Below are 24,540 nucleotides of genomic sequence, written 5' to 3' on the forward strand. Positions count from 1 at the left end.
CTTATTTTAAAAGGTTATACTGAAAAATGATTTGATCCACCATTTGCCGATCTCGATTGATGAAAGATTGAAAAGGATTCAGCGAAGGAAGTATACCGCGAAGCTTCGCCCAATACATTGCTCGGTGCACACTGAAGCAAAGTGAGCGCATAACGCGCAGCTCCAAAAGTATCTTTGCCAGTAGCGTATCCCGCTTCTCGAAATCCATTAGTACATTACTGCCCTCCTTAAGCACAAAGTCCGAAACCTCGGAAACCAGCCGAATGCCTCGATCTTTCATCTGCATGGTTACATCCTCAGCGAAAAGTATTAGATGCGGAGAGCCCTTGGCCGCTTCCAATATACTATTGCACTCCGCAATGATCTCTGTGGAAATCGATCCGACATGCTTTAGCATAAGACCGCTCTTCAAGGCCTGGTCAACCTCGGTCAGCGCGCGATGAATCATCCGCTGCACCATCACCACCGAGGAAAGGTTAACATTGATATCGTCTAGCCGATTATTGATCGTCTTGAGGTACTCATGATGCGTAAGTTCAGCAGCCGATCGTACCGCTGCATTCTCACTAACGATTGCCAAATGCTTGGCATCGTAGACGATCGTAACGTAACTCTGCGCAAAAGTCACATGTAAACCAAATAGACATATCGCACATATAATTAAATATTTAGCCAAACCCATATGCACTACTATTTAAGTTGATCAATCTTGGAAAGTATATTATCGACCAGCTGCCGGTCACGATTGACAAAGGCCGAAAATGGATTGTTTGCTGAACTAGCATGCCGCAATTGCTGTTGGTACATGGAATTTGCAAGTCCCCTTGAACTTCCCGCAATCAGCCGTAGCTCGATGAGCACATGGCCAAAGAGCATCTTACGGTCACTTGCCTTCATCTGGTTAAGGTCACCGATCGAGATCAGCAGCGCGTACAGATAGCTGCTGAGCTGCGTGGCTTTATCTAAAAGGTCCAGCTCCACCTGATAAGCCATGGCAATCAGGATAGGGTCATCTTTTGCCAGCGTAAATATTCGTGCCTGCTGATTTTGGATATCGGCGATGATTGGCCATGCCTGCATGCCGATTTGCGCGGCATCGATCACTAAACCAAGCGCATGGAATCGCTGCTGCAACCGGCGATACTTCTGCTTGAAAGTTGCCGTCTTCCCTCGGTTTACTTCTTCATTTGCCGTGGTTACCGTCTGCCGGTTAAAAGCCTCGTTCTGCCTACTGTTCTCCGATTTACTTTCGGCAACCAGCTGGTGAATCAGTTCTACATTCAGTTGAGAAAAGGAATATTTAATACCTACAAACAAATAGAGTATAATAATTAAAAACCATCTCATTGCCGGAGGTATTTGGCATTGCGAACGATGTCGTCCGCAATGCGGGTATCTATATTGATAAAGCCTGCATAGGGGTTCAGCGATTGCAGAATGCCGCGCTGCTTTGCCCAGTACATGGCGCGATACATCCCGTAAGCCACACCGCGCAGGATGGTCATCTCCGAGACGATCCTGTTGAGCAGCTTCGCCCGTTCACCCGAGTCCATCAGATTGTCCGCGCCACCCTTAGTCACAAAGCTGGTTACCTCCGAAGCGAGGGCAATGGATCGGTTCTTAAACTCCATCGCTCCCTGCTCAGCAAATAGCAGCAGCGCAGGATTGCTACCGGCAAGCGTAATCGCTTTATTGGTGTCGCGCACAATATCAGCCCCGATCTGGGTGATATCCTTTATGGCCAGCAGGTTTCGCATGATCGCTGAAACCTCGCTCAGCCCTCTGTAGATCTTATCCTGCATATCATTCACGATAACCAGTTGCCCGGTTACGGCAAGTTGCCCACGCTGGATAAGCGTCAACCGCTCGTTGGTGTTATCCAGCTGTTGATCGATAATACCTGAATGCACGGCCGTTGCCGCCGCCACTGCCGGATCAATGTAAATCTGTGCACGTAATAGCGGCGCCCAAAATAGAGCGAATAAAAAGATAAATAACTGTTTCATATAGCTATTGATTAACATGTTAGTGGATTATATCCCTGCAGGAAAGCGGAGTTCCGAGCGCATTGACTTTCTTTACAAAATCACCGAGAGACAATGCACTAGCATTCATATCCTGCACAAAAACTTCAAGTGCCTGCTGGTAATTTTTATACACTTCTACGTAGGTCAGCACGGCGTTCTTCTCCGGCTTCTCTGTGGTATAGGTCAGGTACTGCTCGAGTGAAACCTCCACGCCATAAACCTCACCCGTGGATCCGCGTCGGATATAGACCTCCTTGAATCGTCCGCGTCCCTCCTTGTTGTCAAGCTGATTTATCGTAAAGATCTTTCGGCGCTCGGTATCGGTAATAGAAAGTAGTTTGGCGATAGCATCGTAATTTTCGCGGAACTTGGACTGATCCAGCAGGCATATCGTATCCGAATTGGCAAGAATACTGTCCTTGACTACTGGATTGCCTAGGATGTCGCCCAACTCTTGGGTCACCACGATCACCTCTCCCCAGAACTTCCGAACCGTTTTATAGAGGTACAAAATGTAGCCCGCCATCAGCGGACTAGCAATAGCCTTCCATGCCTCTTCGATGATAAGGGCTTTACGCTGGTCACGACGGTGTCGCATCTTTTGCAGAAAGACGTCCATAATGATAAGCGTGACGATCGGAAATAAAACCTTATTCTCCTTTACGTTATCTATTTCAAAGACAATAAAAGGTTCAGAAAAAAGCGAAGAATCAGCCTGCTCATTGAGCACCGTACCAAACTCACCTCCGGTGTGGAACTTCCGCAGCACATAGCGGTACTCGTCCAGATCAAAGGTGATCGCTTCCTGCGCCGTAATCTCGCTGATCCGATCCACCGAGTAGCTGTAAAAGGAATCAAAGTTTAACACGCTCGGCCAAGCTGAATCGTTGCTACCATCCGACCAGAAATAAGCATAGTAGTAGGAAGAAAGCACATTGGAAATCACGGTGTCTTCGATCTGGCTTAGCTGCCCATCAGACCCTTTCCAAAGCAAGGCGATCAGCGTCTTCAGGAAATCCTTCTTTTCCAGGTTATACTCCTTTTGTGAAATCGAAAAGGGATTCATCGAGATAGGCTTCTCCTCTGTATAGGTGATGTACTTCCCACCATAGTAGCTGCAAAGTCCTGAATAACTATCTCCCGTATCCACGATTACCACGTCCATGTTGTACAGGCAATACTGCTCCACCAGCGCGTTCATGTAAAATGACTTTCCGCTCCCACTGGGACCGAGCGTAAAGCGAGAGCGGTTGTTTGTTCGTCCTGTCCTCATGGGCAGATCCGAAGGATCGATGCCAACGGGAATGCCTTGCCTATCGGTAAAGCGAATAAGGAAGTCCGACTGCTCATCCTTTTGCAGGTATTCCTTAAAAAAGAAACAGATCGCCGCATCGGAGGTCGTCAGGAACCAGTCATAGGCCTTCAATTCCACGCCATTTCCCGGCAGGCAGGTACGAAAAAGCTCCATTTGGTTGTAGGCATTGCGAGAGGGAATAATCCCTTGCTGAAAAAGTGCCGCCTCGATGTAGTTCCCTGCTTTTGCAATCTTATCCGTATCGGCGCAGATCAGCATATTAAAATGCGCATGCACCAACAGCTGATTTTCTCGCGATACATCCACCAGCAGCTGATCGATATCTTCCACGCATATCAGGTTTGCCGGATCGGGCACGCCCGAATGACGCTTTCGTTTTAGCTGCAGCTTGTTCAAGGTGAGCTGCTGTGCGGGAATTTCCACGAGCTGGTTATAAATCAGGCAGTGATAATCCGGTACGCCGTGAAGAAAAGAAAAGTTATCCTCCGGAAAGTTACGCAGGTTGCCGCCTTCCTGCCGGGTGCCATGCGTTGCAGCATCCTCGGGCAGATCGATAGTGTCCGTGTCCACAAGGCTTAAGCTGCGGAGTGCGCGGTTGCCGACGAGCAGATTCCTATCGCCCGCACGGATATTATCCAGTACAATGTTATCCGAACTAAAATCCATCGCTAACATTCGGCTCACGTATTGATTGATTGCTCGCTCATCAAGTGGCTTAGGATCTAGACCTGCCCCTTCCAGCAGATCGATCACCTTATCTACCTGCTGGGTAAAATCGAGCAAAGCCTTCGGGCTATAGACATAAAAGCGACCCTTTTTAATCTGTTTGGTAATGATGAGATAGGTCGATAAATCCGTGTAGGCTCGACCCTGAAAATGTGCATTATACCGCTGCTGCAGAAATTCAGCGGCTTGGGGCGCCTCATAGTTCCTGCGCGAGAAAACGTCCTGCTTTTGGATGATATGCCCTTCGCCCAAAATCTTGATTAGGTTGAGCAGCAGCTGGTGATAAGCCGTGTAGGGTTCTGGATCGGCGCCATGCTGCATAGCGAGGTTACGCATCTGCAGCAGCACCGAAAACTCCCCCTTCTCACCGTAGAGTAGCGTATGGCTCCCCTGCCTTTCTATCCCGATGTAGGGTAACCTAAAGGTTTCGCGATGTTGTTTTGCCATAGTTTTTCAGCTTAGTTTGGTGAACAAATAGCGCTGTGCTGCGCGTTTTAACATGCAGGCCACCTTTCTGGCGCTGAAAGGTAAAAGTTAGTCCGCCTGCTATAATGGCGAGCGTCACCACGGCGCCAAGGTACATACTGCTGAGCGCGCCCAGCAGACCACCACCTACCAGTCCGAGCACCAGTGATCCGATCCCCCAACCGATGAACTTCCCTTTAAAACCGCGGTAAACAAGGGGCCGCTCGAGCCCCTTGTAAATTGCATACCTGCGCATGTTAAACGCCAAAAAAGGCTTTGATGACCACGGATACGAGCACCAGGAAAAGGCAGGAACCACCCCAGCCCATAAGCTCCTTGTTGATGTCCTGATCACCCGAGTTCCACTTGATGTACACGCGCACCCCGCCGATGATCCCAACCACGGCGCCAATGGCAAGGGTTAAAGTAGATACCGGATCGATGTAACTGGTCAGCGAGGAGGTTGCCGCGTTGATCCCCGTTGTTCCGCCGCCCGTTTGGGCAAGCAGCGACTCGGATGCAACCATTACCGCCAAAGCGGTAGCAAACAGTTTTCTGGTCTTTACTGTCATGGATAAAAAATTAAAGGATGAATGGATTATTAAATGCCGTAAAGGGCTTTTAGAAAAGCGCTGACCAAGGTCAGAAAGAGGCAGGAAAACAGCCAGCCCATCACTTGCGCATCGATGTGGTGGTGACGGCCGCTCTGCCAGTTTGCATAGATGCGCAGCCCGCCGAGTATGCCGGCAATGGCACCCAGTACCAACACAAAGTCCGAGAGCGCATAATACCAGCGCCCAACTTCCGAGCTGACGCCATAGAATTCAGAAAGTCCCGGTTGTGCGGCAAGCAGCGTAGGAAAAAAGAGAAAGGTACTTATTAGAATAGTTTTAAAGCGATTGGTATTCCGCATCCTAGTACGAAATGGCACGCGTGTGCTCAATCAGGTTATCCTTGGCTAGGCGCACCAGTTCCCCAAGACTTACTCCGCCGGTTGATTCTGCAACCGAACTGATTGACGTCGACGGTGCTGGTGCCGTCTGCATCTCGGAGGCTGACCCCACCTCCACTTCCAGATCAGGTTCTTCCAGCGTGATTAGCTCGGGCACCACATCATCTTCAAAGTAGAGTTTTTCCTCTGCGGTTGCTGTCACACCTACTTTGCCGGCCAGCCAGCGGTCATAGAGCAGATTGATAACATAATAGATCAGGTACGCCAGTACCAAACTAAGGGTAAAAGTAGTCCAGCTCATAGTTCTGTATTTTTGATGGTTTCTTGAATATGTTCAGCCAGCCAAGGATGCTGCTCAAGGTAGCGGTGCAGGCTGTACACAATAAAGCGGTTCATATCAATGTTCTTGGTAAGCTTGATGCGTTTAAGGAGGTTGATGGTTCGCGCATCCAGTCGGATCATACTTTTCTCGGAATATTTCGGCTTAAAGTCTTCGATAGCCTGAAAAAATGCAGCAGCCTGTTCCTCATGCGGATCAGCTTTAACTTTTCTAGATGATTTAGGCTTACTTGCCTCTGCTTCTTCACTAACCTTTTTTGTAATCTCCTTCTCCGGTTGCTCTTTGCCCTTAAGCTCATCACGAATCTGATCAGCAAGTGAGCGAATATTACGCATCGTTTTCCTCTCTTTCAATAAAGGTCGCGTAAATCTCGCCCAGCACAGGAAGTACCACGGGCAAAAGGATAGTGGGAATGCAGGTGGTATCCACCCGCTGAAAGTCGATCCTGTCTGGAAAGCCCCTTCCTACGTGGCCAAACCCAGCTAGCGCCTTATCCACCTCTAGCCGGGTTTGGTATTTGACGCCACTTTTGAGCCTGTTGGGAATAAAATGCAAAGGGGCCGAGGTGTTTATCTTGGAGACGACCATGGCAAATAGCAAAGTTGAATCGACCGAAAACTGGTCATAGCCAAAGGGACAAAGGATAAGATCACCAGACCTGATCACTGGAATCAGATCATCGTCATCCATTTTTCCGGGCAAATCGATCAGCACGATCTCGTCTGGATTCTTGCTCAGCACGGTCATTAAATCCGGAAAATCACGAAGGTCAGCAGCCAGCACTTCATAGGGAAGCATGCTTTCGGTAAGCTGCGCCTTTTCATATTTGGAGGAGATCGACTGCTGATAATCCATATCGAGGACCGTAACAGGCCGATTTTTGTTAACGGCAAGGTAATTGGCCAGTAGCAGTGTTACGGTACTTTTCCCTGCTCCGCCTTTCTGGTTTCCTAATAAGATGACCATAATGATCCATTTAAAATGTTAGCGTTTTTTTGTTGATTTCTTGTTCTGGCGGTTTCGTTTTTTACCATGCACGGCCTCATCGTCCACATCATCCGTGAGGCTCAGCCCGAATATGGGCGCAGCGATTGGTTGCTCCGATTCTACGATTGCCGCAGGACGATCGGCCTTTTCTATCGTCGAATTTTGATGCTCGCCCTTCGTCCATGACTCGCCTTTACTATAATTGGAAGCAGCGGGATGATCGCTTTTATGCTCCGATATTCTTGGTACGTTCTTCTCCGCTGCTCCCGTTAGCTGTGCTAGCGGATAAACCTGACTGCCCTTAAATATATTATTCTTACTATAGTCTATGATGGTATAACCATAGGGTGGCTTGCCGTTAGCCGAGTGGAAAACAAAGTGTAGACCGAATCGTAATGCCAACTCACGGGTCAGCTCAGAACTAAAGATTCCCTTTTCCTCCTCAAGCGTCTGATCAAACTGATAACGATACTTATCGATCAGCGCATAAATCTGCTTCTCTCGGCGGGAATCTTCGCTATACTGCCTAATCTGCTTATCGATATCATCCCAGCGCACCTCTCCGAGCAATTTCCCGAACTTGAATAGTTTGAGCAGCTGATCCTCCCCGCTCAGCGCGTAGCCGCGGATCTCCAGTAATGTTCGAAATTGCGCACGCGTATTGAAATTGTATCTTAAGGCATCAGCCAGATCTTTCTGCACTTTATGCAGCGCCTTCTCCCCAAGAATCTCGTGGAGCACTTCATAGGCTCGGATCTTTTCGAAACTGTTATCGATCTTTTTACCATCTTTGCCCACCCTTGTCGATACGATATGCACATGATAATTAGCCGTATCGCTGTGCAGGATCACTAGATACGGCTGCTCGCCGTACCCCATCCCCTTCATCCAGTCATGTGCCACAGCGCTGAGTTCGCCGGTGGGGTACTGTTTACCTTTTGCAGAGATCACCACATGTAACTGCGGGTATTTAATGCGGGAGCTCATTGACGAAACAGCCTCTAGATAGTTGATATAGTCCTGTGGTCGCAGGTTGGTTAAACCTTGAAGCGCATCGAAGTTACGCGTACTGAGTAATTCGCCCTGATCGGAATCTACTTTATTGGTATTATAGCGCACCCCGCCAAAGCTGGCTGATTTACGAAGAAATTTAACAATCATATGTGCTACTATTTTTTAATGGCGCGTAAAAGATGCCGCCAGGTTATGTCCAATTGCTTCTGAATTCCGGCGTGCTCCTCGAGCAATTTTTTAAGTTCCTCGGCTACTTGGGGGTGTAACTTACCTTGCTTGGCCAGCACATTGGCATGCCTTGCCAGTTGATTGATGTTGTTCCCGATCCGGCCAAGCTCCGCTCCTTGACGCGAGAGTTCCCCTAATACTTCCTTCACATTGACCATTGATAATGCGCCGCTAGCGAAGATCTTCTTTCGGATGATCTGCATGCGGTTCATCCCGCTTTGCGTTTTCATCAGGTTAAGCTCTTCTAGCTCGCTCTCGGTGAGCTTGACAGTGACTACATGCAGGCGTTTAGGGTAAACCTTCGCAGGCCTGCCACGTATCTTAATTGGATCAGTCATCGGTATATTGATTAAGGTTTAAGAGGAAAAACAAGTTGCGCCGTTTTTCGCTCCTTTCGGAGCAGGCTGACCACAGGTCGGGCAAACCGGAACGGCAAGGAATTTTTGGGTGCACCCAAAATACAACTTGCTACTAACAAAACAAGAGTGGGTCCATAGCCTAGATTGTTTTGTGCATTGGTACGTTTACAGGTTTTTTTTTCATTTTGGAAGATGAATATGATACCCTAAGATTTAAGAACTTACAGGCCTACACTAAGCGACCACACAAACATTGAATTCATTGTCTTGTGTTACGATTTAACTACAATTAAAATTATCGGCTATGGTCTCAGTAAGCTTAACACTTAACTAGGCAATTAACCGATCTGCTTCTCCGCTTAGCAACCTTTCAGCCAAGTTGATCAATGCATGAGTACCTAAACAGCTTAATTGTCTATCTGCCAAGATGCTCAATCCACAAGTAGCTAAACAGCTTAATTGCCTATCTGCTAATTGACAAATCCATAGCATTGCTCATTCACTAATTAATGGCTGAGCTGAGTAGCCGCATAACTAAGTACTGTTTCGCTTGGTGATCTATCCAGTTATATACTTGGCTAATTTGCGAGCCACTATAACAAGTATTAAAGCAGCCTAGCAATTGGTATGCTATACGGCTAATAACTTGTTTTACAAAATCAGTCATTATAATACTAACCCATCAGCTAAATAGCTCCGTAGCTAATCCGATAACCGATCTCTTGCTTATCCAATTAGCCAGCTAGTTAGGCATGTCGCCGATTGGACCATCAGCCAAGCATAGTACCAGCTCTTTTGTCCTATAACCAATTTGGAAAATGATAGGTAGGCTAATTGGTAAAGCATTTGGCAAACTAGCCATTCAGCAGCTTGGCAGTATGACGTGAAACCCGAAATTATCTTGTGAAGGAAGACATCATCTTTTCATAGATATGTGATTCTTCATAAATGAGGTTTGGAGATGGTCTATTGATCAGCATATCATTGTAGTCCTTATATTTTCGGTAAAGGGTTGATCGATCTTGGGCATGGGATACTGCTTTTTTTAATTGTTCGAATGCCTTCTCACCTGCTTTGTCCCGATCAAAGTACGCTTGAACAGAAGGAAACGATGCAATCTTCGATATAGCGGACTCCAGCAGATTAACCGAGTTGAGTACAATGACGGTATCAGTAGCCTTGGGGTTATCGGCAAGCCAGCTTAAATAGTCCATATATCCTTCAAAAAGCGTAACTCTCGAATCCGATCCGGCTATCGTTGTTATGGCTTTACGCCCGAGGCAAGCCTTGAACTTAAAATGCTTTCCTTTGTTGCTCAGCTCCCAGCTACCTAAGTCATTCTGCCATCCCGCGCAGAAAAAGGACTTTCCTGCCTTTGGTCCCGTGACAATTTCATAGTAGACTTCTTTGATCCGACCTTTGGCCTGATCATAAATGCCACGAGTTTTTAGATAGGCACTAATTCGCTGGTTTCCACCTAGCTCCCTTACTCCCGTCACTTTGTAGTTGGTAAGTTTCTCCGACTGCGTATTAATCCTTCTGTGCCTACCGACAGGTTCAACATGAGCAGGAAGATCCAAAAGCATGGTTTCGCTTATCTTTTTGAGCACCTGCACAAAATCCGAAGGGAACCAGTAGGCAAGCGCAAAATCAATCACGTTTCCACCCTGCTTTTGGGAAACACCAGCTCCACCGTGATCAAACCAAACGTTTAGATTCACATTCACACAGAGCGAGGGCGTTCGCTCCTCTCGCAGCATACTTTTGTAAAACAACTCTTTTCCGCTACGGTAGGATGGCCGGTGACCAAGTTTAGCAAGCAGATCAACCAGCGAAACTTCCTGCTTGATCTGATCGGCGGTTACAATATTTGCCATAAGTATAAATTTTAGAATGAGGAATTGGTTCTGGCCTATTTGGGAACGGCCTCTATAAATATAAAAAGGGAGTCGACTGAAGGCCGCTCCCCTATATGCAATCAATAAAAACAAGTTCATGATGTTATTCGGCAATCCGTATCACTACGAGATAACAGGATCATTGCAAAACAACTATTTGGGAATACTCACGTTGGCGCGTAAGCGCCCGCCAAAACTGGCTGCCTAAGGTTCAAGGTTGCACAATAAATATCATATACATACCTCTGCACTTAATTTCAATCGAAATGCTTCTTCCCACGATGTCAAAGAACGAGTCCTTTATCGTGGTCAAAATTGCGGGCAAATAAATCAATCAATTACCAACATGCAGAGGTTGGTAATAATTTTGTACTAGAAAAATACTTTACAAATAGAAAGAGAACTACGGTATTTAGCATTCTAAACGCTAGCGTTAGAACTACTGATATCACTTTAGCATTCATTAATACTACCCAATTTTGGTAAATTGTGAAAAAGCATCCAACAATGAGGTGAGATCATCTGCTACGGCTTTTCTAAACCTTTAAAAATGCACCCAAAGCAACTATGGAAGAATTTTGGATATAAAAAAATTTAAGCCAATTATTGGATAGGAATTAAAACTCCTCTTCAATAATTGGCTTAACTTCGTTAGGTAGCCTGCGCGACCATCTAAAGCCTTGACATACCGTAGCTCTATTTAATTATTATTTGCGATATTATACATGCTGTTCAACGTTGCACCTGTTATCGTGAAGGCTTTTGTCGCCGATCCCGCACTTATATTCAACCTGTAATAAGCAGTTTCTGTTGTCGTTACCGCTGGAATATAAAAATCATTATTGTGTTTGAAGGTAGTTCCATTTACAAAAATCCCCACTTTAGGAATTCCTGTGATTGGAGTAACCGTCTGGGCATTTAGGTCCAAGATACACCATTGCGCACTAGCCGCTGTAGCCAAAATGGAGAATATTTGGTTGATCTGCTCTCTAGTTAAATTTTGTATACCGCCCGCTGCCTGCACAATAGCAATGGCTTCCTGCGGTGTCTCGCTGTTCACCACGCAGATTGCTTTGTTATTGCCAATAGTTGCAAATTTATATATGCATGGCAAGAAAATGTTTGCCGGATTCAAGATCTTGGCCGGTTCAAACTTATAGTCGGGATCAATGCTGTTGCTGCCTGCAGGAATTTTGCTCACACGTGCAGGTAATCCCGATCCACCGACGTTACCTGCATCCACGATGTAAAGATGCCCCTGGTTGTCTATAGACTGCTGACCGAAAGGTTCATAATAGTCAATTGGACTCGCGCCATCGCCTACACGTTCTGTCCATCCCACATAACTACCGGTTTTGATATTGGCCTGATGTACCAAAATTGTCGGAAAATCCTGCCCAGTAAGCCCTCGCACCACGGCAAATACATCATCACCCCTAAAGTAAAAACTTTGATAGCGGTGGGCGATGTTGCCCGGAACAGGACCGGCCGTAAGATCAAGTGTTCTCTTGACTTCTAGGGTTTGCGGATCGAAAACAGAGATCTTTCCTTGATTGGCGCGATCCTGAAAGATACCTGTCTCGGAGTCCTTTATCATGATCTGTGTAGACGTATTGTTTATGGTTGGGATGACGCCTTTTTCTTCAATCCTCCCGTCCGCATTGACCACCATCTTAGAAAAACCGGAGGTGCCATCAGGACTTTGAATATAAAGAGCATGATCGAACACTGAAGTCGCCCAGAAGCGGATGAAATCCTGACCATCGGCAATATTGATATTTCCGCCATCGGCAGGCAGTTCGGCAACATATTTTACCGTTGCCGTATTGTTACTAGTAACCCCGTTGACAACAAATCCGGAGGTCTTAATGTCATCGTCGCCATTGTCCGTGTCGCCATCCTTATCCTTGCTACAGGCGGCCACGAAGAGTGCAACTGTAAGCAACACCGCCAAATTACATTTGGCCCATTTAAAAGTTTTAGGTTGTGTATTCATCATATTTATTATTTAAAAAGGGTGTAATTAATCTTAAATGCTGCATTAAATCCAGGACGCGGAACCCTGAAATTGTCAAATATTTCAGCATTCAGTGCATTCTGAACGTTGAAGGAAAGGCTCAAGCCTCGATCGGGAATCGCGTAGGTCACTCCTGCATTATGCAGATTCTGGACGGGAATAATGTATTCTGGACTTGCTGTATTTAAGCTTGCTACCTCGTTTATACTGAAACGGTCGGTGAAAAAATAGGTCCAATATACATGCAGGTTGTTCGGTGATCGGAAGATATTTTTTAGCGTATATTCTAATCCAACGTTGTAAAACAGGTTGGGAATATTGGGGATCTGTCGACCGATCGAAGCGTCGGAATAATCGTCGCCGACTTGGGCGATCTTGTTACTCTGGTATGTCAGATTAGCGGCAAAGTCTAGATTGCCGAAGAGCGTCAGTCGGGAAGAGAATTCAATCCCTTTGCCATCTACCGCAGCTTGATTGACATTTCTAGCATTTTCAAGGCCAACCTGCTGCAGCCTAATCAGGTTCTTCTGGTCACGCAGAAAACCATCGACCTTGAGTGACAGATGAACTTCTTCACTCAATTTGTCGCTGTAAGAAATACCGAAATTGATGTTGTTGCTGGTTTCAGGTTTTAAGTTGTAATTGGGCAAGATAACGAGAAAATCTCCAAAAATTTCGGCCTCTGTTGGAATCCGCACCGCCCTTTCATAGCTTGCCCGAACAAATAAAGACCGTAAAATATCATATTTCATAGCTACTCCATAACCGTTCTGCGCATCGCTGATATTCCTTAAAGGAAGCGTGGTAGCCGTTTGCGCAAGAAGGTCAATAGCTTCGCCCGCAAAATTATACCTTTTATAGAATCCTATCAGCGTCATTCGCTCTGCGAGCAGGCGTTGTTCAAGCTCGGCTCCGAAAATGTTTCTCCTCACTTTGGAAGGAATGGTATTGGGATCGGTGGGCACGCCTGCAATAGGTGGACGTATACCGTAGGGATCCTCCCCCTTGATTCTTGTATAGCTGTAAAAATCAGAAATTTTAGCAGTTGTCGTTCTTGTCAGGTGCAGGTTAGCAATAAAACGATGAGAAGTCCCGACATCATGGGCATCCCTAGCCGTAGGATAAGAAAAAATCTCCGCTCCTCCGACGTTGGTCGTTCTCAACCGCTCGCCTGTCCAGTTATAGGCAAATTTGGTACTATCATTAACTTTAGAAAATGCATTTGACAGAATCCCGAAGTATCGAACATCAAACTTACCATCCATAAATTTCTTGCGATAATCTATGCGCTGGGTAAAACCGCTTACATTAGTTGTCGCTTCACCTACAGCTGTTCCGTCTATAAATCGTCCGTGCTGAATTTCGTTGAAGCGATAGGAATGTGATAATGAAAAAACAAATTTATCCGTCCAGCTTCTATTCTTCAAATTTAATGCGGCCTCGATAAATGAAGACTGGTGCTGGCTATGAAATCGTTTTGCATTAATACGCTCTCTTCTCAAGCCTAGAAATTCACCTTGTTCATCGAAGATTTCCACACTATTTGGGATGTTGCGCATGGTGTAATCATTATCCGAATAATTGTAAAAAGAGGATACGGATAGTGAGGTTTTATCGTTCCAGTTCTTGTTTCCGTTTACCGTTAAACGGTGTGTATTAAAAGAACCGATGGAATATGAGGCCCGCAATTGAGACTTGGTCGGTTCCAACGGAACTAAGTTGATTCCACCACCTAACGCGTCGGTTCCTACATCGACGGGCATAACCCCTTTGTAGACATCGATACGTTGCAGCGCATCCACAGGAATATTGTTCACTTGCATGGCATTACCATACACCTGCATCGGTATACCGTCGTAATAAATACGAACTGCCTCACCTGTCAAGCCGTTAAGGTTAATGCTTAATTCGCTGCCCAGTCCGCCACTTTGTCGCACCACCACCCCTGTCGATGTTCTTAATACTTCTTCCACACCAAGAGCGAGATCCGCAACCTTTTGAACATCCAAGGATTGTATATTCATGGGCAATTCACTAAGCTGCACCGCTTTTCCCTTGCCCGTCACGATCACCTCTTTAATGGCTTTCGACGTATCTTGAAGTGTTAAGGATAGCTCGAGATCACGGTCAACTACAATCGTAGACTGCATGGATCGGTATCCCGCTGCTTGTAGATTCATGGCGTAGGTTCCGGCGCTGACATCTTTAATTTCAAACAGTCCTGCCCCGTCAGTATCCACAGCTTTTCCCACTGTTGGTAACGTTACCCGAACTGCGCCTAAGGGCAATCCACTTAAAGATAAGATCCTTCCGCGGACTGCGAATGATCCCTGTCCGAGCACAAGAAAAGGTACGAGGAATAATGGTAGTAAAAGTATTTTCACAATCTTATGGCGTAAGTTCCACAAATGTATAATTTTTTTTTAGACTTATTCTAAATAAATAAAAAAAAAGCTTTAAACTATAACTTGAGGTCAGTTGCGCCTTTACTCAGATATCTCTTACAAAGGATGAGGCCAAATATTCCTGTAACGAGCCAAATGATATCAACCGAGTACACATAGCGTTGTCCTGACCAGAGCGTTTTCCAAAGCCAATCGCCTGTAGATAGGCCGTTGGCGAGTGGCACGATTATCCCCAAAATACTACCAATAAGGATGTAGTTACGATTTTGTTGACCATAGCTGTTCCAGAACAACCCCACAATCGTTAGCAGCAGCCACCCCACGAAGAAAATGGTATTGACCAACTCTGACCTGTCCGGCATATCCATAGGCACCGCAATATTGCCAATAAAAATAATCGCCAAAGCAGGAAACATCGATAAGGTAATAGCTAGATAAAATTTCGTTACCCGATGGTGGAACTTTTTCTGCCTAGAGGTATAACGCGCGTTGTCCCGTGCCGTCCTCCATATCATGACCCCACTGATAATAATGTAGCAAGTAACCATGGAAAGGAGAAAGTAGATGGTTTTAAGCAATAGGCCACCAAAGTTTGCGTAGTGCAACTTGACCAACACCCCAAACGCAGCTGTGGTATAGGTTTTTGATCGGGGATCCGCCGATTGCAATAATCGTCCGTCCGTCCCGCTATAAATGAAAAGTCCGTCTCCGGTTATACCTATCCCGTCATCGGTCCGAGCACTCACCGTCGCATCTTCCTTGGTATAGTTTGTAGCGTATAGATATTTTATCTCTTTATCGGGGTTCGCGTCCCGCACTTTTCGGTAGATACTATTCAGCGATGCATACTCACTTACGGTACTGGCTTTTGGATTGTGCCTGTATTCGGCTTCTGGATTCACGGCTTTGAGCACCTTACTGGTATCTCCGCCAAACATGATAAAGGCAGTTGGTGCCAAAAGGAAAATGGAAAGACAAAGCAGCGCACCTGTTATCGCGTAAATCATTTGAAAGGGCAAGGCAATAAAACCGAGGGAAATATGACTATTGGTCCAAATTTGCTTCCAATTGCCCTTGAGCGAAAATCCATAGAACTTGCTCACCATATTTTTCCAATGGATGAGCAGTCCGGTAATAATAGCGAAAATAAAGAAGAAAGCCACCAAACCAGAGAGGTATCCGCCCACGATCGGTATTTGTTCAAAATAATGCAGTTCGTAAAGCGTATGCGCCATATGGGTCTTCGGCTTATTGGGAGGCATCATGTCATAGGTCATTGGATTAAGATAGGTTGAAAATCGTTCCACGCTACCATCCGGCTGTTTCATCGAACCATAAAATAGCATCAAAGGGTTTGTTTCCGTAGGTGGCGTCATACCAAATTGTGCAGTGACATCAAAGCTTGGTATTTTGTTTTTTACGGTCTGGCAAATTTTATCGTAATCCACCTGATCAGCGCTGATACTCTCGAATCGCGCTTCAGGGTTTTCCCAACGATACAGCTCGTTCATAAACAAGGAAATCGATCCCGCAAAAAATATAACGAACAGTGCAAAGCTGATCACAATACCAGAAACCGTGTGTGCATGAAACATCACGTTAAACATTCTGGATTTTAATGGTTTTAATCTCATACCGTTATTTGTTCAAAACTATGATCCCAATAAATAAAACAATAAGTATGAGGTAGACCGCCCACACCTTCCAACCATTTTTTGTAAGAATAGCGATCACGAGGAGTCCCGACCAAAGAAAGAATGAAGTGAAGGCGGACGTAACGATCAGCCCATCGGTGTTTTCCAAAAAGGAGCCAATGGCGTTATGAAATAGAACGGTTACCCAGTATCCACCCAATATCCCAGCCGTAATCTTCAAAATTCGTTGGCCAGTACTAGAAAGATATTTTTTATCAGCTGGCATAGCAACGTAGGTTTTCCAAAATAATAAGCACCAAGCAAAACGTGACGGTGAAATATATCCATCGCTTGTTTAGGGGGACGATTATAAGAAGGCAGCAGAAGCTCAATATTAACGATGCGATAAATACAAATAGGCCGGTTCCTATTCCGTACATTGCTGTGGATAATACCGCTGCTAAAAGCAGACAACCCAACGCGAAGTACTTTATCGTACGATCGCTAGCCCGAGATGGCTTTCGTAAAACAGTAGCGCCTACAGGAAAATATTTTGACGTGCTATAGAGCGCTAGTGCGCCGAAAAAGGTAATAACAAATTGCATTAGTGTTTTTATTTAGACCAAAAATAAATAATGTTTTGGAATAAACAAGTAATTACATTTGATAATAAAAACCGCTTTAGATTATAACTGGCTATTAATAAAATCACGAGGTTAAGTTTATTACCCATTTCCTCAGTAAACGTACCATTATTCCCAGACACAATCTACTATATAAAACTATCCTCGTCTATCACCAACGCAATTCATCGATTCCAAATCAATTGCTCAAAATCGAAAACTTTAATCTATATTTTTACAAGGAAAAAGTTCAACTCTCTACACCAAACATCTCAAAGTTAAAAATGAAACTAAAAAAATAGGATACCTGTAAGATATCCTATTCGACTTTGATTATTAATCTAATTCCACAACTTACAACGAATGCCGACAGAGACATAATTTGGATCTAAAGAGTCGTGATCAATGTAGTAGCGGGTTTTATATCCCAAATACATTGACAGACCTTTCCAAATGTCAGCATTGACGCCAAATTGAACATTTGCTTGTTGAAAAGTATCTTCAACCTTGACCGTAACATTTGGCATTTCGGTGTCAAACGTTTTTCGATAGAACTCTAAGCCTAGTCCAGCTCCAGCATAAAGGTTAAATCGATCCCCAAACTCTAAAAAATTAAATAGATAATCAGCCCCTATATACGATGAATTGTCACTATTGAGCCCAAACGTAGCTTGAACGTTGTGCTGCCATGTAAAATCGTACTTCGCTTGAACACCTATAAAACCAGGATATGAAGGAGCTTCCATTTGGACTTCACCTGTCAATCCCAAATATAGAGCTCTTTGCTGGGCATTAGTTTGAAAAATTGAAAATATGCAAATTAGTGATAATAAAAATTTATACATTTTAAATAGGGTTTACAGTTCCAATGTAGTACGGCAAAGTCCAATTCACACCTCTTTCGGTGTAAATAGTCCAGTTGTTGTTACTGAAATTAAAATTTGAAAAAATATATGAACGGTCAAACACCTTTGTAGTGATGTGTTCATCTCTTTTGTGTACTGAAATGCTTCCTTTAACATTGTGTGTTTTAAGACTACCAGAAGCATCCGTGTAAGTTACTGGAATGTCAAATTCATGCTTTTGATTATCGGAATCTCCGGCCCAACCTTCCCAATCCTTCTCAAATACCACCATTGCCATCTTATGAACTTCCGGACGCCAATTTGATACAGCGATCTTATTCACATCTACCCACTGTTTCTTATTGATTGTTTTACGCGGTCTATCCACAAATATAGAATTAATTTGCGTCGACGCTCCAATTGGTCCACCAACTACAGTAGAATTGACAGTTGTCTCCGTGAACAGAAAGTACATTTCTGAGCCACCTTTTGTCCAAGGATCGAAATGCTGTGAAACCATCACCCTACCCAGATCAATTTTGTACACCTTGGTGTCTGTCACATTATTGACGACCGAATTGACTGTATTCGCAGCGTTTAAATGATCAGGTTCCATAAAGTAGACACCATTATTTGTTCTTTCGCCACTTGATAAAGAAGGAAGTTCACTGTAAGCTAACTCTGGTTGACTATCAAGCACCCAAACAGGATGTTTTACAGCATACTCCTCATTTACAATGATTGTATCATAACCAATAATTTTACCAACAGCATCCTTTAATGGGAGCAGCGCTGGAAGCGTTTCCATATGTTGATTTGTCTCGTCTAAAATAACAATCGCTGGAGTTTCCATTCCGTCCCAATTTTCCGAGTACGGCCAGTATATCTGAATGTCATCATTTGCAATGATATCAGAAACTTGTTGTACATCACTACCTACCGAAGAGGCATTTGACTTTGCTGAAAGGTGAATAGCTTTTGATGGATTAGGGAAATTTCGATTCAACGCACTTTTTAAGGTGGAAAGATCAAGATCTCCAGCGACTTTGTTGTTGTCAACGGCCAACTCTTTTAAATAGAAGTTTTCATCAAGTCCATATGATAATGCCTTAGATACAGATTGATGTACCAGCGCTACAAAGTCCTTTTGATCTACAGATGCAGCCAATCCTTTTGCCAAGGCATTCATTTTGTTGTCTTGCTTCAAAAAGCTAGACTTTAATGCATCGTTTTGTAAAGATGTTGAAGTTTCAGGTTGCTCCTTTTGACAGGAAATCAGGCATAAAGCGGTAGCTAGACAGAAACTCGATGCTAATAATTTCTTCATATAATTTTAAAAATACTCTATAATATATCACTGAATTATGATATATAAATTCAAAAATAATTGATTACATTATATAAAAATTATATCATCAAATAAATAAATCGTCAAACAAATACTTACTTCATTTTTGACGTTTTCAAATTCACTAGGATATTAAGCTCACAATCATTTTTATAATAATATGTTTTTAGAGTACGACAATATTCAACTTCAAGCCCCATAATTCTAAGATTTTCCAAAATTTGGTGCAGTCTAATTTGAGAAATCCCCAATCGCTTTGATAATTCCGCGGGCGTACCAGTAGAACGGCTTATTAGGAGACCGTTCAATCTGTTAATTCTATCAATATATTTAAATAGGTTTATCATATATCTAAAGGATTTACACATATCTCCATCATGTCTTTCAGTGGTATCTCATCTAAAAATCTGAGTATGGCATCAAATGCAGTAAACGTACTATCCTGTTATTAAAGCATACTAATATAGCCACATTAAGCTTGTTAGACGTTAACATAATACAACCTGAAGTTGTAAGGCCTGGATATCAATAATATAATTTTAATCAAATTCTAACCATTCTCTAATCTTGAGGTCTAGAAAAATAATAACTTTTCCATTCGCTAGTCAAAACGTTAAGCAGGCTTAATAAGCCATACATTTGATCCTAAAAACCAAAAAACTTAAATTTTGTCCCCCCCTTTCTGAATTGTTAGCAGGACGGATAAGAATTTCAATTATATATTGAGGTTACTCACCCAACTTAAAAAATATTTATTTTGTTGTTCTGCATAGCGGTACAACATAGAAGTTTACCGTTGCAAATGCAAAGGTGCCATTTTTAGTACGCTGCGCCACATCCCCATTTGGTTGGATGTGGCGCAGCGCGCCTGTAGCCAACCTATTCGACCTTTATCGGTTGCGACCTAAATTCCCCTAAATTCAAAAAGAATCCCCTATGCGTGATCATTCCCTGCCGAAACAAGCTCCAAAGTAACGACATACCCATCTGCGCCAGGGCTGAATTAATAAACAGATCCTGCTTCTGCAACGCGTCGGCAACCGAACAACTGGGTGTATCGTCTACCCCTTCGGATTGCTGGAACAAATCACCAAATTCATCCGTAACAAATGGCAAATTCGCCACGGGAATGAATTGCTCAGATTTCGGTTGTGCAATCTTTCCCACCGTCGAAAGCAAAACCTGCCCTGTATCTTGTCCATTGCCAAAGTCTATCCAATACTTCGGGCGATTGTTGTAACTGCCGTTTCGGTACATCTTTCGTAGTATTTCAGCAATTTCAAATCGTGCCTGTACAGAATCTACACAGGAAATTATCAAAGTGGCTGAGGCATGCGTAAAATTATCGGTAAAACACTCCAAATCATATTTTATTGTCTCGGCTCTCCACCGAGTCCCTGCCCAACGGTTTGCGCGGTTGATCAGTGCCACGGATTTGTGTAATCCAAGTTCCGATTGGGCAAAGCGCTGTCGCCCTAAATTCGCCTCGCTGATTAAATCGTCATCCCAAAGACGCACCTGCAAACCTGCATGACCTAATGCGAACAAACTGTGGCTCATTTCCACTAGAGCGGTCAGCACCTTCGAGCCAGTCCCTCCTGCCCCAATTAGATTGACGGTAACAGGATTGGTCGGATTTAAGAGTTCGTTATCTACAAAATGGACTTTCTGTTTAGTTGTACTCATGGTAATAAGCTTTTAATGGACAGGTTCGTTTTCTTTAGCACTTTTGTCGGAAATGGTTTATCGGTACCAACTAAGTTTTCCCACAGCAAAACGCAGTTACCGTTTATTGGTTCGTGATCATTCATTAAATGGCTGAAATAGCTTTCAAAAAAGTAGCTTTCCCAAGTTTGTATGAAACGTTCCAAAGAACGCTCATTTTGCAAGTCAATATCCACCGTCCCCATACACACTTTGCCATCTTGGTAGATGTTAAAAAAGGGCGCATGGCAAAGCCTAGTTCTTTCTGTTGGTCGTTCACCGGAAGATAAGGCAAAGACCTGCAAATTTTGTACATCCGCTTTCCAAAGCAAAGTCGGAATGTTAGCGTCGCCGGAATTAACACCAAGCGGCGAAGCAAAGAACAATTGGCGCCTCTGCGGTTTACTGAACCAGAGTACTTTCTTTTTCACAGCATCAAAATGTAGCACATTGCTAGGCAACATGCCTTTAGTCGATAAGTAACTTGGCTTGCCCTCCACTTGGTTACTTAGCGATTTAGCTAGCTTCTCTGCTTCACAAATTGAGAGCGGATGCACGTTGATTGGGCGACCCAGTGCATCCATATCAAAATACTCCACATAAGTATCTTTGTTTGTTATAGCATTTTGGTAGATCAGCAGTGCTGCTTTGGGGTGGTACAGCGTTCCTATTTGATGGGTTATATCCTTCATAATATTAGTAGTTGTATTCGTTTAATAAAATGGACAAATCTTCCAGTAACGTAAAGAGCTTAGTTTCAAAATCAAAGTTGTTCCCTTTGATTTCCCTATCATCGATCGGCAAGAAAATTGTCGGTTCATCTATACTGGTGAACTCCTGTAAATCCGTATTTACTGTTTCGATAAGAAGATCAGACAGTCCGCCACAAGCCGAGCCATAAAACGAAATGTAATTATCAAGGCTAATTTGGCGCGATATGTCATCTTCTTCCTCCTCAAATGATCCCTCCTGAAACTTATCATAAATCCGGCCATCAGGATACTTGGAAAAAAGCGCAAAAGCTAGTTCTGTAAGTTTAAGACAATCGCGATCAAAGTCATCTTTTGGATAAAATCCAACTACTAGTTTTTCGAAATAAAGCAGGTTTGCAGGATTTTGGATTTTGAGTTCGATAGCGTCTCCTATGTACTCCATGCGGCTGTACTCTTGCAAAAACTCCAAATCCTCTTCATCGTCCTGCAATTTCCAATCTTGGAGCATATCATAAGTGTAGTGCAAATAGTTTCCCTCTTGCCTGTGGTAGGGAATCCGTGCGACTTGAAACAAGTAAGCAAATACGGAGAGTAACAAATGCGAAGCTTTTTTTCGGCTCTTATCGCGAAGCATATAAAAAAGTGGCTCTACCGCAATGTAATACAGCGTCATTCCTGTATCGAAGCGCTCCTGTCTAGCAAAGAACACCGCGCCATCATCCTCGACAAGCCTGATATTCTGCGATTCCGCACCAGTTGCTTTTAGTGCCTTTTGCAAGTGATGCATAGCGCAAGCCATGTTGTAAGGAAATCTCAGTTGCACTGTTTCCGGCAAGCTTAAGTTTAACTGTTTAATGAGCAATGAAAGGGAACTATAAAAGTCCCTCTCCATTTTGCTCCTATCTAAAGAGACAACCTTCAGATCAGACTTTGCCAATTTGGGCGAAAAAGCCGTCCTTACAAAAGCATGGGAAGCATCTCCACAGGCACAGCTTGCTGTCTGTCCTTTAACACCTCGCTTGCATCGCGTGGTCTTTCCATATAATCCACGAAGTAGGCGAGCGCGACGTGTAGCCTTTCCTGCGTACGATCTTGTGGCAGTTCTATCAAATGTTCCATATTCTCTTGCATGATTCATAATTATTTATTTAAAAATTAACCCTTCGTTCCGATCACCGTTTCCAAGCGGTACTGTACCGCGTCATCCTTAATCACTGGCGCGGAAATCTTGGCCGTGGTCAGTATAGGATAATTTGCGCTGTAAAAATTAAGCACCGCTTGCGGAGACCACTGCGGGTTCGGGTCTGTTAAGGTTATCTCTTGCCCTTTATCCACCAAGATAAACAGGCGTGGTAAATGTGTTGCTAGTAACATAGCTATTAAGTTTAAAGTTAGTGTACTATTCTTCCTCGTCCGAGAATCCATCATCCGCAAGCACATCAGCATCATCTTGCAGATCGCTCGATTCCTCCACCTGCGCGGAAACACTTTCAACTTGCGAAGCACTCGCCCCGAACAGGTCAGGTGCAAAGCGAGCCGATAAATCAGCTTTGCGCTTGCGAATATGTTCTGCCCGCTCGGGAAAACCCTCAGGATCAGGAAGCTTTTTCCACGCATCACGAAATTTACCTTCCTTTTCAAGCGCATCAACCTTGCCCATTTCTTCTTTATACTTCTTGTCTTTGGCTTCTCTCCCCTTGCGCTTCATTTCCTCCTGTTGCTTTTCCATTGCCGAATTCTTCTTGGCAATCTCCATTTGTGCAAGGAAAGACTCCATATCTACCATTAAACCTGAAACCTGCTCTACTGGCTTTGCGATCTGCGCAAAAAACCCTTCGTCCAATTCCTCTGCTGTCCCAATCAAAGTTAGCGGCGGTATCAAATCCTTCGCGCTATCACCACAAGCCTCATTGCGAAGCAGAATCGATACAACCAAACCATTGTCCTCGTTCTTTCCAATCGTTAATTGCAGGTTACCTGCAAAATCCAAACGTGCTATGCTGTTAAAAAATCTATTTTCCATTTTTGAATAAACTAGATTGTATTCCATTGAGTTATTAAAAACCGTCCCATCTACTAAGATTTTAAAGTGGTAGTCCAAACGACCACCACTTTAAAACCATTACCCTAAAATGGCAGGTCATCCTCTACCGCTTCTGCTACCACTTTGTCATTCTCCTCTACGCGACTACCCCCGGCAAGCGGTTTGATGCTTGATACATGAAAATTAGGGTTGCACGCGGATTCCCATCTCGATCAATCCAACCCGACGCACTTACGCGACCGATCAATTCTACAAGCAAACCTTTAACAAGCATCTTGGCTACTTTCGGTGTTAGCCAAAAGGCACAATCAAAAAACTCCGTCTGCTCGACGCGTTCGCCCTGCTTGTTCTTATAGCTATCGTTGACCGCTACCGAGAAATTAACCACCTCTTTACCACTCGCGGTGGACTGCACTTCTGCATTTCTTGCTACTCTTCCAATGATGTTCATAACCTTAAAAGTTTAAAAATTAAAAAATCTGTTCAGCTCCCTTCTCCGTCTCTCGTTTTTTTTTTTGCTATTTTCCAAAAGAAAAAACGGAAAAAAAGAAAGCCAAATAAGGTTATGGACAAAGGGAAAGACCAAAAGGAAACGGAATAATGGAAGGGCGCCCTTTAGGGAAGTAGTACGTTATGCCGTAGTCTTTTGGTGGAAGATGAGCGGACGGTGGCCATTGCACCTTTGCAGCCTTTTTGACCGTTTCGATTGGGAAATAATATTTAATAAACTACTACGGGAAGACTTCAGAAACGGGAAGACTTCACTACTTACTACATTTATTCAGTTTCCGACTGTTAAACATATATATAATCATAGCTTTCCGACGTAGAAGAATATTTAGACGATTTTGAGTTTACCCAGGCATTATTCAAACTTTTTGTTGTAATTATAAAAA

At 44.0% G+C, this 24,540-nt stretch carries 27 protein-coding genes; 1 reads left to right on the forward strand and 26 read right to left on the reverse strand.

Annotated elements, in window-relative coordinates:
- Nucleotide 1: 1 nt before the first annotated feature.
- From SCB77_RS02815 to SCB77_RS02895, 17 genes are all read right to left on the reverse strand, one after another.
- Nucleotides 2–628, reverse strand: a complete 627-nt coding sequence (locus SCB77_RS02815) for a hypothetical protein (protein ID WP_320184908.1) — start codon at nucleotides 626–628, stop codon at nucleotides 2–4.
- 62 nt (nucleotides 629–690) lie between these two features.
- Nucleotides 691–1,347 carry a hypothetical protein gene (locus SCB77_RS02820; RefSeq protein ID WP_320184909.1) on the reverse strand — a complete coding sequence of 219 codons (657 nt, stop codon included), beginning with the start codon at nucleotides 1,345–1,347 and terminating at the stop codon, nucleotides 691–693.
- The gene (locus tag SCB77_RS02825; RefSeq protein WP_320184910.1) at nucleotides 1,344–2,006 is read right to left on the reverse strand and encodes a hypothetical protein; all 663 of its coding nucleotides are present in this window, start codon (nucleotides 2,004–2,006) and stop codon (nucleotides 1,344–1,346) included. Before SCB77_RS02825 ends, SCB77_RS02820 begins: the two co-directional genes overlap by 4 nt.
- 19 nt (nucleotides 2,007–2,025) lie before the next feature.
- A complete protein-coding gene (locus SCB77_RS02830) occupies nucleotides 2,026–4,515 on the reverse strand; it encodes a TraG family conjugative transposon ATPase (protein ID WP_320184911.1) in 2,490 nt (829 codons plus the stop codon).
- Complete coding sequence (locus SCB77_RS02835; protein WP_320184912.1) at nucleotides 4,487–4,789, reverse strand: DUF4133 domain-containing protein; 303 nt, start codon at nucleotides 4,787–4,789, stop codon at nucleotides 4,487–4,489. The genes SCB77_RS02830 and SCB77_RS02835 overlap by 29 nt, the downstream gene beginning before the upstream one ends.
- Nucleotide 4,790: 1 nt before the next feature.
- Nucleotides 4,791–5,105 carry a DUF4134 domain-containing protein gene (locus SCB77_RS02840; RefSeq protein WP_320184913.1) on the reverse strand — a complete coding sequence of 105 codons (315 nt, stop codon included), beginning with the start codon at nucleotides 5,103–5,105 and terminating at the stop codon, nucleotides 4,791–4,793.
- A gap of 29 nt (nucleotides 5,106–5,134) precedes the next feature.
- On the reverse strand, nucleotides 5,135–5,446 hold the full coding sequence (locus SCB77_RS02845) for a DUF4134 family protein (RefSeq protein ID WP_320184914.1): 312 nt from the start codon (nucleotides 5,444–5,446) through the stop codon (nucleotides 5,135–5,137).
- Nucleotide 5,447: 1 nt separating this feature from the next.
- Nucleotides 5,448–5,786: a hypothetical protein gene (locus SCB77_RS02850; protein WP_320184915.1), complete on the reverse strand. Its 339-nt coding sequence runs from the start codon at nucleotides 5,784–5,786 to the stop codon at nucleotides 5,448–5,450.
- Nucleotides 5,783–6,160, reverse strand: coding sequence for a hypothetical protein (locus tag SCB77_RS02855; RefSeq protein ID WP_320184916.1), 378 nt, complete (start codon nucleotides 6,158–6,160; stop codon nucleotides 5,783–5,785). The genes SCB77_RS02850 and SCB77_RS02855 overlap by 4 nt, the downstream gene beginning before the upstream one ends.
- Nucleotides 6,153–6,791 carry a ParA family protein gene (locus tag SCB77_RS02860; protein ID WP_320184917.1) on the reverse strand — a complete coding sequence of 213 codons (639 nt, stop codon included), beginning with the start codon at nucleotides 6,789–6,791 and terminating at the stop codon, nucleotides 6,153–6,155. The genes SCB77_RS02855 and SCB77_RS02860 overlap by 8 nt, the downstream gene beginning before the upstream one ends.
- 18 nt (nucleotides 6,792–6,809) lie before the next feature.
- On the reverse strand, nucleotides 6,810–7,973 hold the full coding sequence (locus SCB77_RS02865) for a relaxase/mobilization nuclease domain-containing protein (protein ID WP_320184918.1): 1,164 nt from the start codon (nucleotides 7,971–7,973) through the stop codon (nucleotides 6,810–6,812).
- An 8-nt stretch (nucleotides 7,974–7,981) separates the two neighbouring features.
- Entirely contained in the window at nucleotides 7,982–8,392 is a 411-nt protein-coding gene (locus tag SCB77_RS02870; protein ID WP_320184919.1) for a MobC family plasmid mobilization relaxosome protein, read from the reverse strand.
- A gap of 917 nt (nucleotides 8,393–9,309) precedes the next feature.
- A complete protein-coding gene (locus SCB77_RS02875; protein ID WP_320184920.1) occupies nucleotides 9,310–10,290 on the reverse strand; it encodes a toprim domain-containing protein in 981 nt (326 codons plus the stop codon).
- 721 nt (nucleotides 10,291–11,011) lie between these two features.
- Nucleotides 11,012–12,310 (reverse strand): ACT domain-containing protein, encoded by a 1,299-nt coding sequence (locus SCB77_RS02880; protein WP_320184921.1) that lies wholly within the window; start codon nucleotides 12,308–12,310, stop codon nucleotides 11,012–11,014.
- A 5-nt stretch (nucleotides 12,311–12,315) separates the two neighbouring features.
- Nucleotides 12,316–14,712, reverse strand: a complete 2,397-nt coding sequence (locus SCB77_RS02885; RefSeq protein WP_320184922.1) for a TonB-dependent receptor — start codon at nucleotides 14,710–14,712, stop codon at nucleotides 12,316–12,318.
- A gap of 77 nt (nucleotides 14,713–14,789) precedes the next feature.
- Nucleotides 14,790–16,367 carry a PepSY-associated TM helix domain-containing protein gene (locus SCB77_RS02890; RefSeq protein ID WP_320184923.1) on the reverse strand — a complete coding sequence of 526 codons (1,578 nt, stop codon included), beginning with the start codon at nucleotides 16,365–16,367 and terminating at the stop codon, nucleotides 14,790–14,792.
- Between the two features lie 4 nt (nucleotides 16,368–16,371).
- Entirely contained in the window at nucleotides 16,372–16,653 is a 282-nt protein-coding gene (locus SCB77_RS02895; RefSeq protein WP_320184924.1) for a hypothetical protein, read from the reverse strand.
- A gap of 47 nt (nucleotides 16,654–16,700) precedes the next feature.
- Between SCB77_RS02895 and SCB77_RS02900 the strand changes: the two genes are divergently transcribed.
- Nucleotides 16,701–16,934 carry a hypothetical protein gene (locus tag SCB77_RS02900; RefSeq protein WP_320184925.1) on the forward strand — a complete coding sequence of 78 codons (234 nt, stop codon included), beginning with the start codon at nucleotides 16,701–16,703 and terminating at the stop codon, nucleotides 16,932–16,934.
- Nucleotides 16,935–17,331: 397 nt separating this feature from the next.
- On the opposite strand, the gene SCB77_RS02905 is transcribed toward SCB77_RS02900, so the two are convergent.
- The 9 genes from SCB77_RS02905 to SCB77_RS02945 all read right to left on the reverse strand — a co-directional run bounded on the left by SCB77_RS02905 (nucleotide 17,332) and on the right by SCB77_RS02945 (nucleotide 24,095).
- Nucleotides 17,332–17,835 carry an outer membrane beta-barrel protein gene (locus SCB77_RS02905; RefSeq protein ID WP_320184926.1) on the reverse strand — a complete coding sequence of 168 codons (504 nt, stop codon included), beginning with the start codon at nucleotides 17,833–17,835 and terminating at the stop codon, nucleotides 17,332–17,334.
- Nucleotide 17,836: 1 nt separating this feature from the next.
- On the reverse strand, nucleotides 17,837–19,162 hold the full coding sequence (locus tag SCB77_RS02910; RefSeq protein ID WP_320184927.1) for a hypothetical protein: 1,326 nt from the start codon (nucleotides 19,160–19,162) through the stop codon (nucleotides 17,837–17,839).
- A 900-nt stretch (nucleotides 19,163–20,062) separates the two neighbouring features.
- A complete protein-coding gene (locus tag SCB77_RS02915) occupies nucleotides 20,063–20,869 on the reverse strand; it encodes a PRTRC system ThiF family protein (protein ID WP_320184928.1) in 807 nt (268 codons plus the stop codon).
- Nucleotides 20,866–21,579 carry a PRTRC system protein B gene (locus SCB77_RS02920; protein WP_320184929.1) on the reverse strand — a complete coding sequence of 238 codons (714 nt, stop codon included), beginning with the start codon at nucleotides 21,577–21,579 and terminating at the stop codon, nucleotides 20,866–20,868. The genes SCB77_RS02915 and SCB77_RS02920 overlap by 4 nt, the downstream gene beginning before the upstream one ends.
- Nucleotides 21,580–21,583: 4 nt before the next feature.
- Nucleotides 21,584–22,387 (reverse strand): hypothetical protein, encoded by an 804-nt coding sequence (locus tag SCB77_RS02925; RefSeq protein WP_320184930.1) that lies wholly within the window; start codon nucleotides 22,385–22,387, stop codon nucleotides 21,584–21,586.
- 170 nt (nucleotides 22,388–22,557) lie between these two features.
- Nucleotides 22,558–22,731: a hypothetical protein gene (locus SCB77_RS02930; protein WP_320184931.1), complete on the reverse strand. Its 174-nt coding sequence runs from the start codon at nucleotides 22,729–22,731 to the stop codon at nucleotides 22,558–22,560.
- A 24-nt stretch (nucleotides 22,732–22,755) separates the two neighbouring features.
- Complete coding sequence (locus SCB77_RS02935) at nucleotides 22,756–22,974, reverse strand: PRTRC system protein C (protein ID WP_320184932.1); 219 nt, start codon at nucleotides 22,972–22,974, stop codon at nucleotides 22,756–22,758.
- Between the two features lie 25 nt (nucleotides 22,975–22,999).
- Nucleotides 23,000–23,623, reverse strand: coding sequence for a PRTRC system protein E (locus SCB77_RS02940; protein ID WP_320184933.1), 624 nt, complete (start codon nucleotides 23,621–23,623; stop codon nucleotides 23,000–23,002).
- 157 nt (nucleotides 23,624–23,780) lie between these two features.
- The gene (locus SCB77_RS02945; protein WP_320184934.1) at nucleotides 23,781–24,095 is read right to left on the reverse strand and encodes a single-stranded DNA-binding protein; all 315 of its coding nucleotides are present in this window, start codon (nucleotides 24,093–24,095) and stop codon (nucleotides 23,781–23,783) included.
- Nucleotides 24,096–24,540: the final 445 nt, after the last annotated feature.

Origin of the sequence: Sphingobacterium bambusae (assembly GCF_033955345.1) — a bacterium.
Taxonomy (GTDB): domain Bacteria; phylum Bacteroidota; class Bacteroidia; order Sphingobacteriales; family Sphingobacteriaceae; genus Sphingobacterium; species Sphingobacterium bambusae.

Excerpts from the sequence above, each read along its gene's own strand:
- SCB77_RS02910 (WP_320184927.1), bottom strand. The coding sequence starts at position 19,162 with ATGAAGAAATTATTAGCATCGAGTTTCTGTCTAGCTACCGCTTTATGC.
- SCB77_RS02835 (WP_320184912.1), bottom strand. The coding sequence starts at position 4,789 with ATGCGCAGGTATGCAATTTACAAGGGGCTCGAGCGGCCCCTTGTTTAC.
- SCB77_RS02845 (WP_320184914.1), bottom strand. The coding sequence starts at position 5,446 with ATGCGGAATACCAATCGCTTTAAAACTATTCTAATAAGTACCTTTCTC.
- SCB77_RS02840 (WP_320184913.1), bottom strand. The coding sequence starts at position 5,105 with ATGACAGTAAAGACCAGAAAACTGTTTGCTACCGCTTTGGCGGTAATG.
- SCB77_RS02820 (WP_320184909.1), bottom strand. The coding sequence starts at position 1,347 with ATGAGATGGTTTTTAATTATTATACTCTATTTGTTTGTAGGTATTAAA.
- SCB77_RS02905 (WP_320184926.1), bottom strand. The coding sequence starts at position 17,835 with ATGTATAAATTTTTATTATCACTAATTTGCATATTTTCAATTTTTCAA.
- SCB77_RS02880 (WP_320184921.1), bottom strand. The coding sequence starts at position 12,310 with ATGATGAATACACAACCTAAAACTTTTAAATGGGCCAAATGTAATTTG.
- SCB77_RS02825 (WP_320184910.1), bottom strand. The coding sequence starts at position 2,006 with ATGAAACAGTTATTTATCTTTTTATTCGCTCTATTTTGGGCGCCGCTA.
- SCB77_RS02875 (WP_320184920.1), bottom strand. The coding sequence starts at position 10,290 with ATGGCAAATATTGTAACCGCCGATCAGATCAAGCAGGAAGTTTCGCTG.
- SCB77_RS02830 (WP_320184911.1), bottom strand. The coding sequence starts at position 4,515 with ATGGCAAAACAACATCGCGAAACCTTTAGGTTACCCTACATCGGGATA.
- SCB77_RS02860 (WP_320184917.1), bottom strand. The coding sequence starts at position 6,791 with ATGGTCATCTTATTAGGAAACCAGAAAGGCGGAGCAGGGAAAAGTACC.
- SCB77_RS02895 (WP_320184924.1), bottom strand. The coding sequence starts at position 16,653 with ATGCCAGCTGATAAAAAATATCTTTCTAGTACTGGCCAACGAATTTTG.
- SCB77_RS02855 (WP_320184916.1), bottom strand. The coding sequence starts at position 6,160 with ATGCGTAATATTCGCTCACTTGCTGATCAGATTCGTGATGAGCTTAAG.
- SCB77_RS02915 (WP_320184928.1), bottom strand. The coding sequence starts at position 20,869 with ATGAGTACAACTAAACAGAAAGTCCATTTTGTAGATAACGAACTCTTA.
- SCB77_RS02930 (WP_320184931.1), bottom strand. The coding sequence starts at position 22,731 with ATGCAAGAGAATATGGAACATTTGATAGAACTGCCACAAGATCGTACG.
- SCB77_RS02850 (WP_320184915.1), bottom strand. The coding sequence starts at position 5,786 with ATGAGCTGGACTACTTTTACCCTTAGTTTGGTACTGGCGTACCTGATC.
- SCB77_RS02925 (WP_320184930.1), bottom strand. The coding sequence starts at position 22,387 with ATGCATCACTTGCAAAAGGCACTAAAAGCAACTGGTGCGGAATCGCAG.
- SCB77_RS02935 (WP_320184932.1), bottom strand. The coding sequence starts at position 22,974 with ATGTTACTAGCAACACATTTACCACGCCTGTTTATCTTGGTGGATAAA.
- SCB77_RS02870 (WP_320184919.1), bottom strand. The coding sequence starts at position 8,392 with ATGACTGATCCAATTAAGATACGTGGCAGGCCTGCGAAGGTTTACCCT.
- SCB77_RS02920 (WP_320184929.1), bottom strand. The coding sequence starts at position 21,579 with ATGAAGGATATAACCCATCAAATAGGAACGCTGTACCACCCCAAAGCA.
- SCB77_RS02865 (WP_320184918.1), bottom strand. The coding sequence starts at position 7,973 with ATGATTGTTAAATTTCTTCGTAAATCAGCCAGCTTTGGCGGGGTGCGC.
- SCB77_RS02945 (WP_320184934.1), bottom strand. The coding sequence starts at position 24,095 with ATGAACATCATTGGAAGAGTAGCAAGAAATGCAGAAGTGCAGTCCACC.
- SCB77_RS02940 (WP_320184933.1), bottom strand. The coding sequence starts at position 23,623 with ATGGAAAATAGATTTTTTAACAGCATAGCACGTTTGGATTTTGCAGGT.
- SCB77_RS02890 (WP_320184923.1), bottom strand. The coding sequence starts at position 16,367 with ATGAGATTAAAACCATTAAAATCCAGAATGTTTAACGTGATGTTTCAT.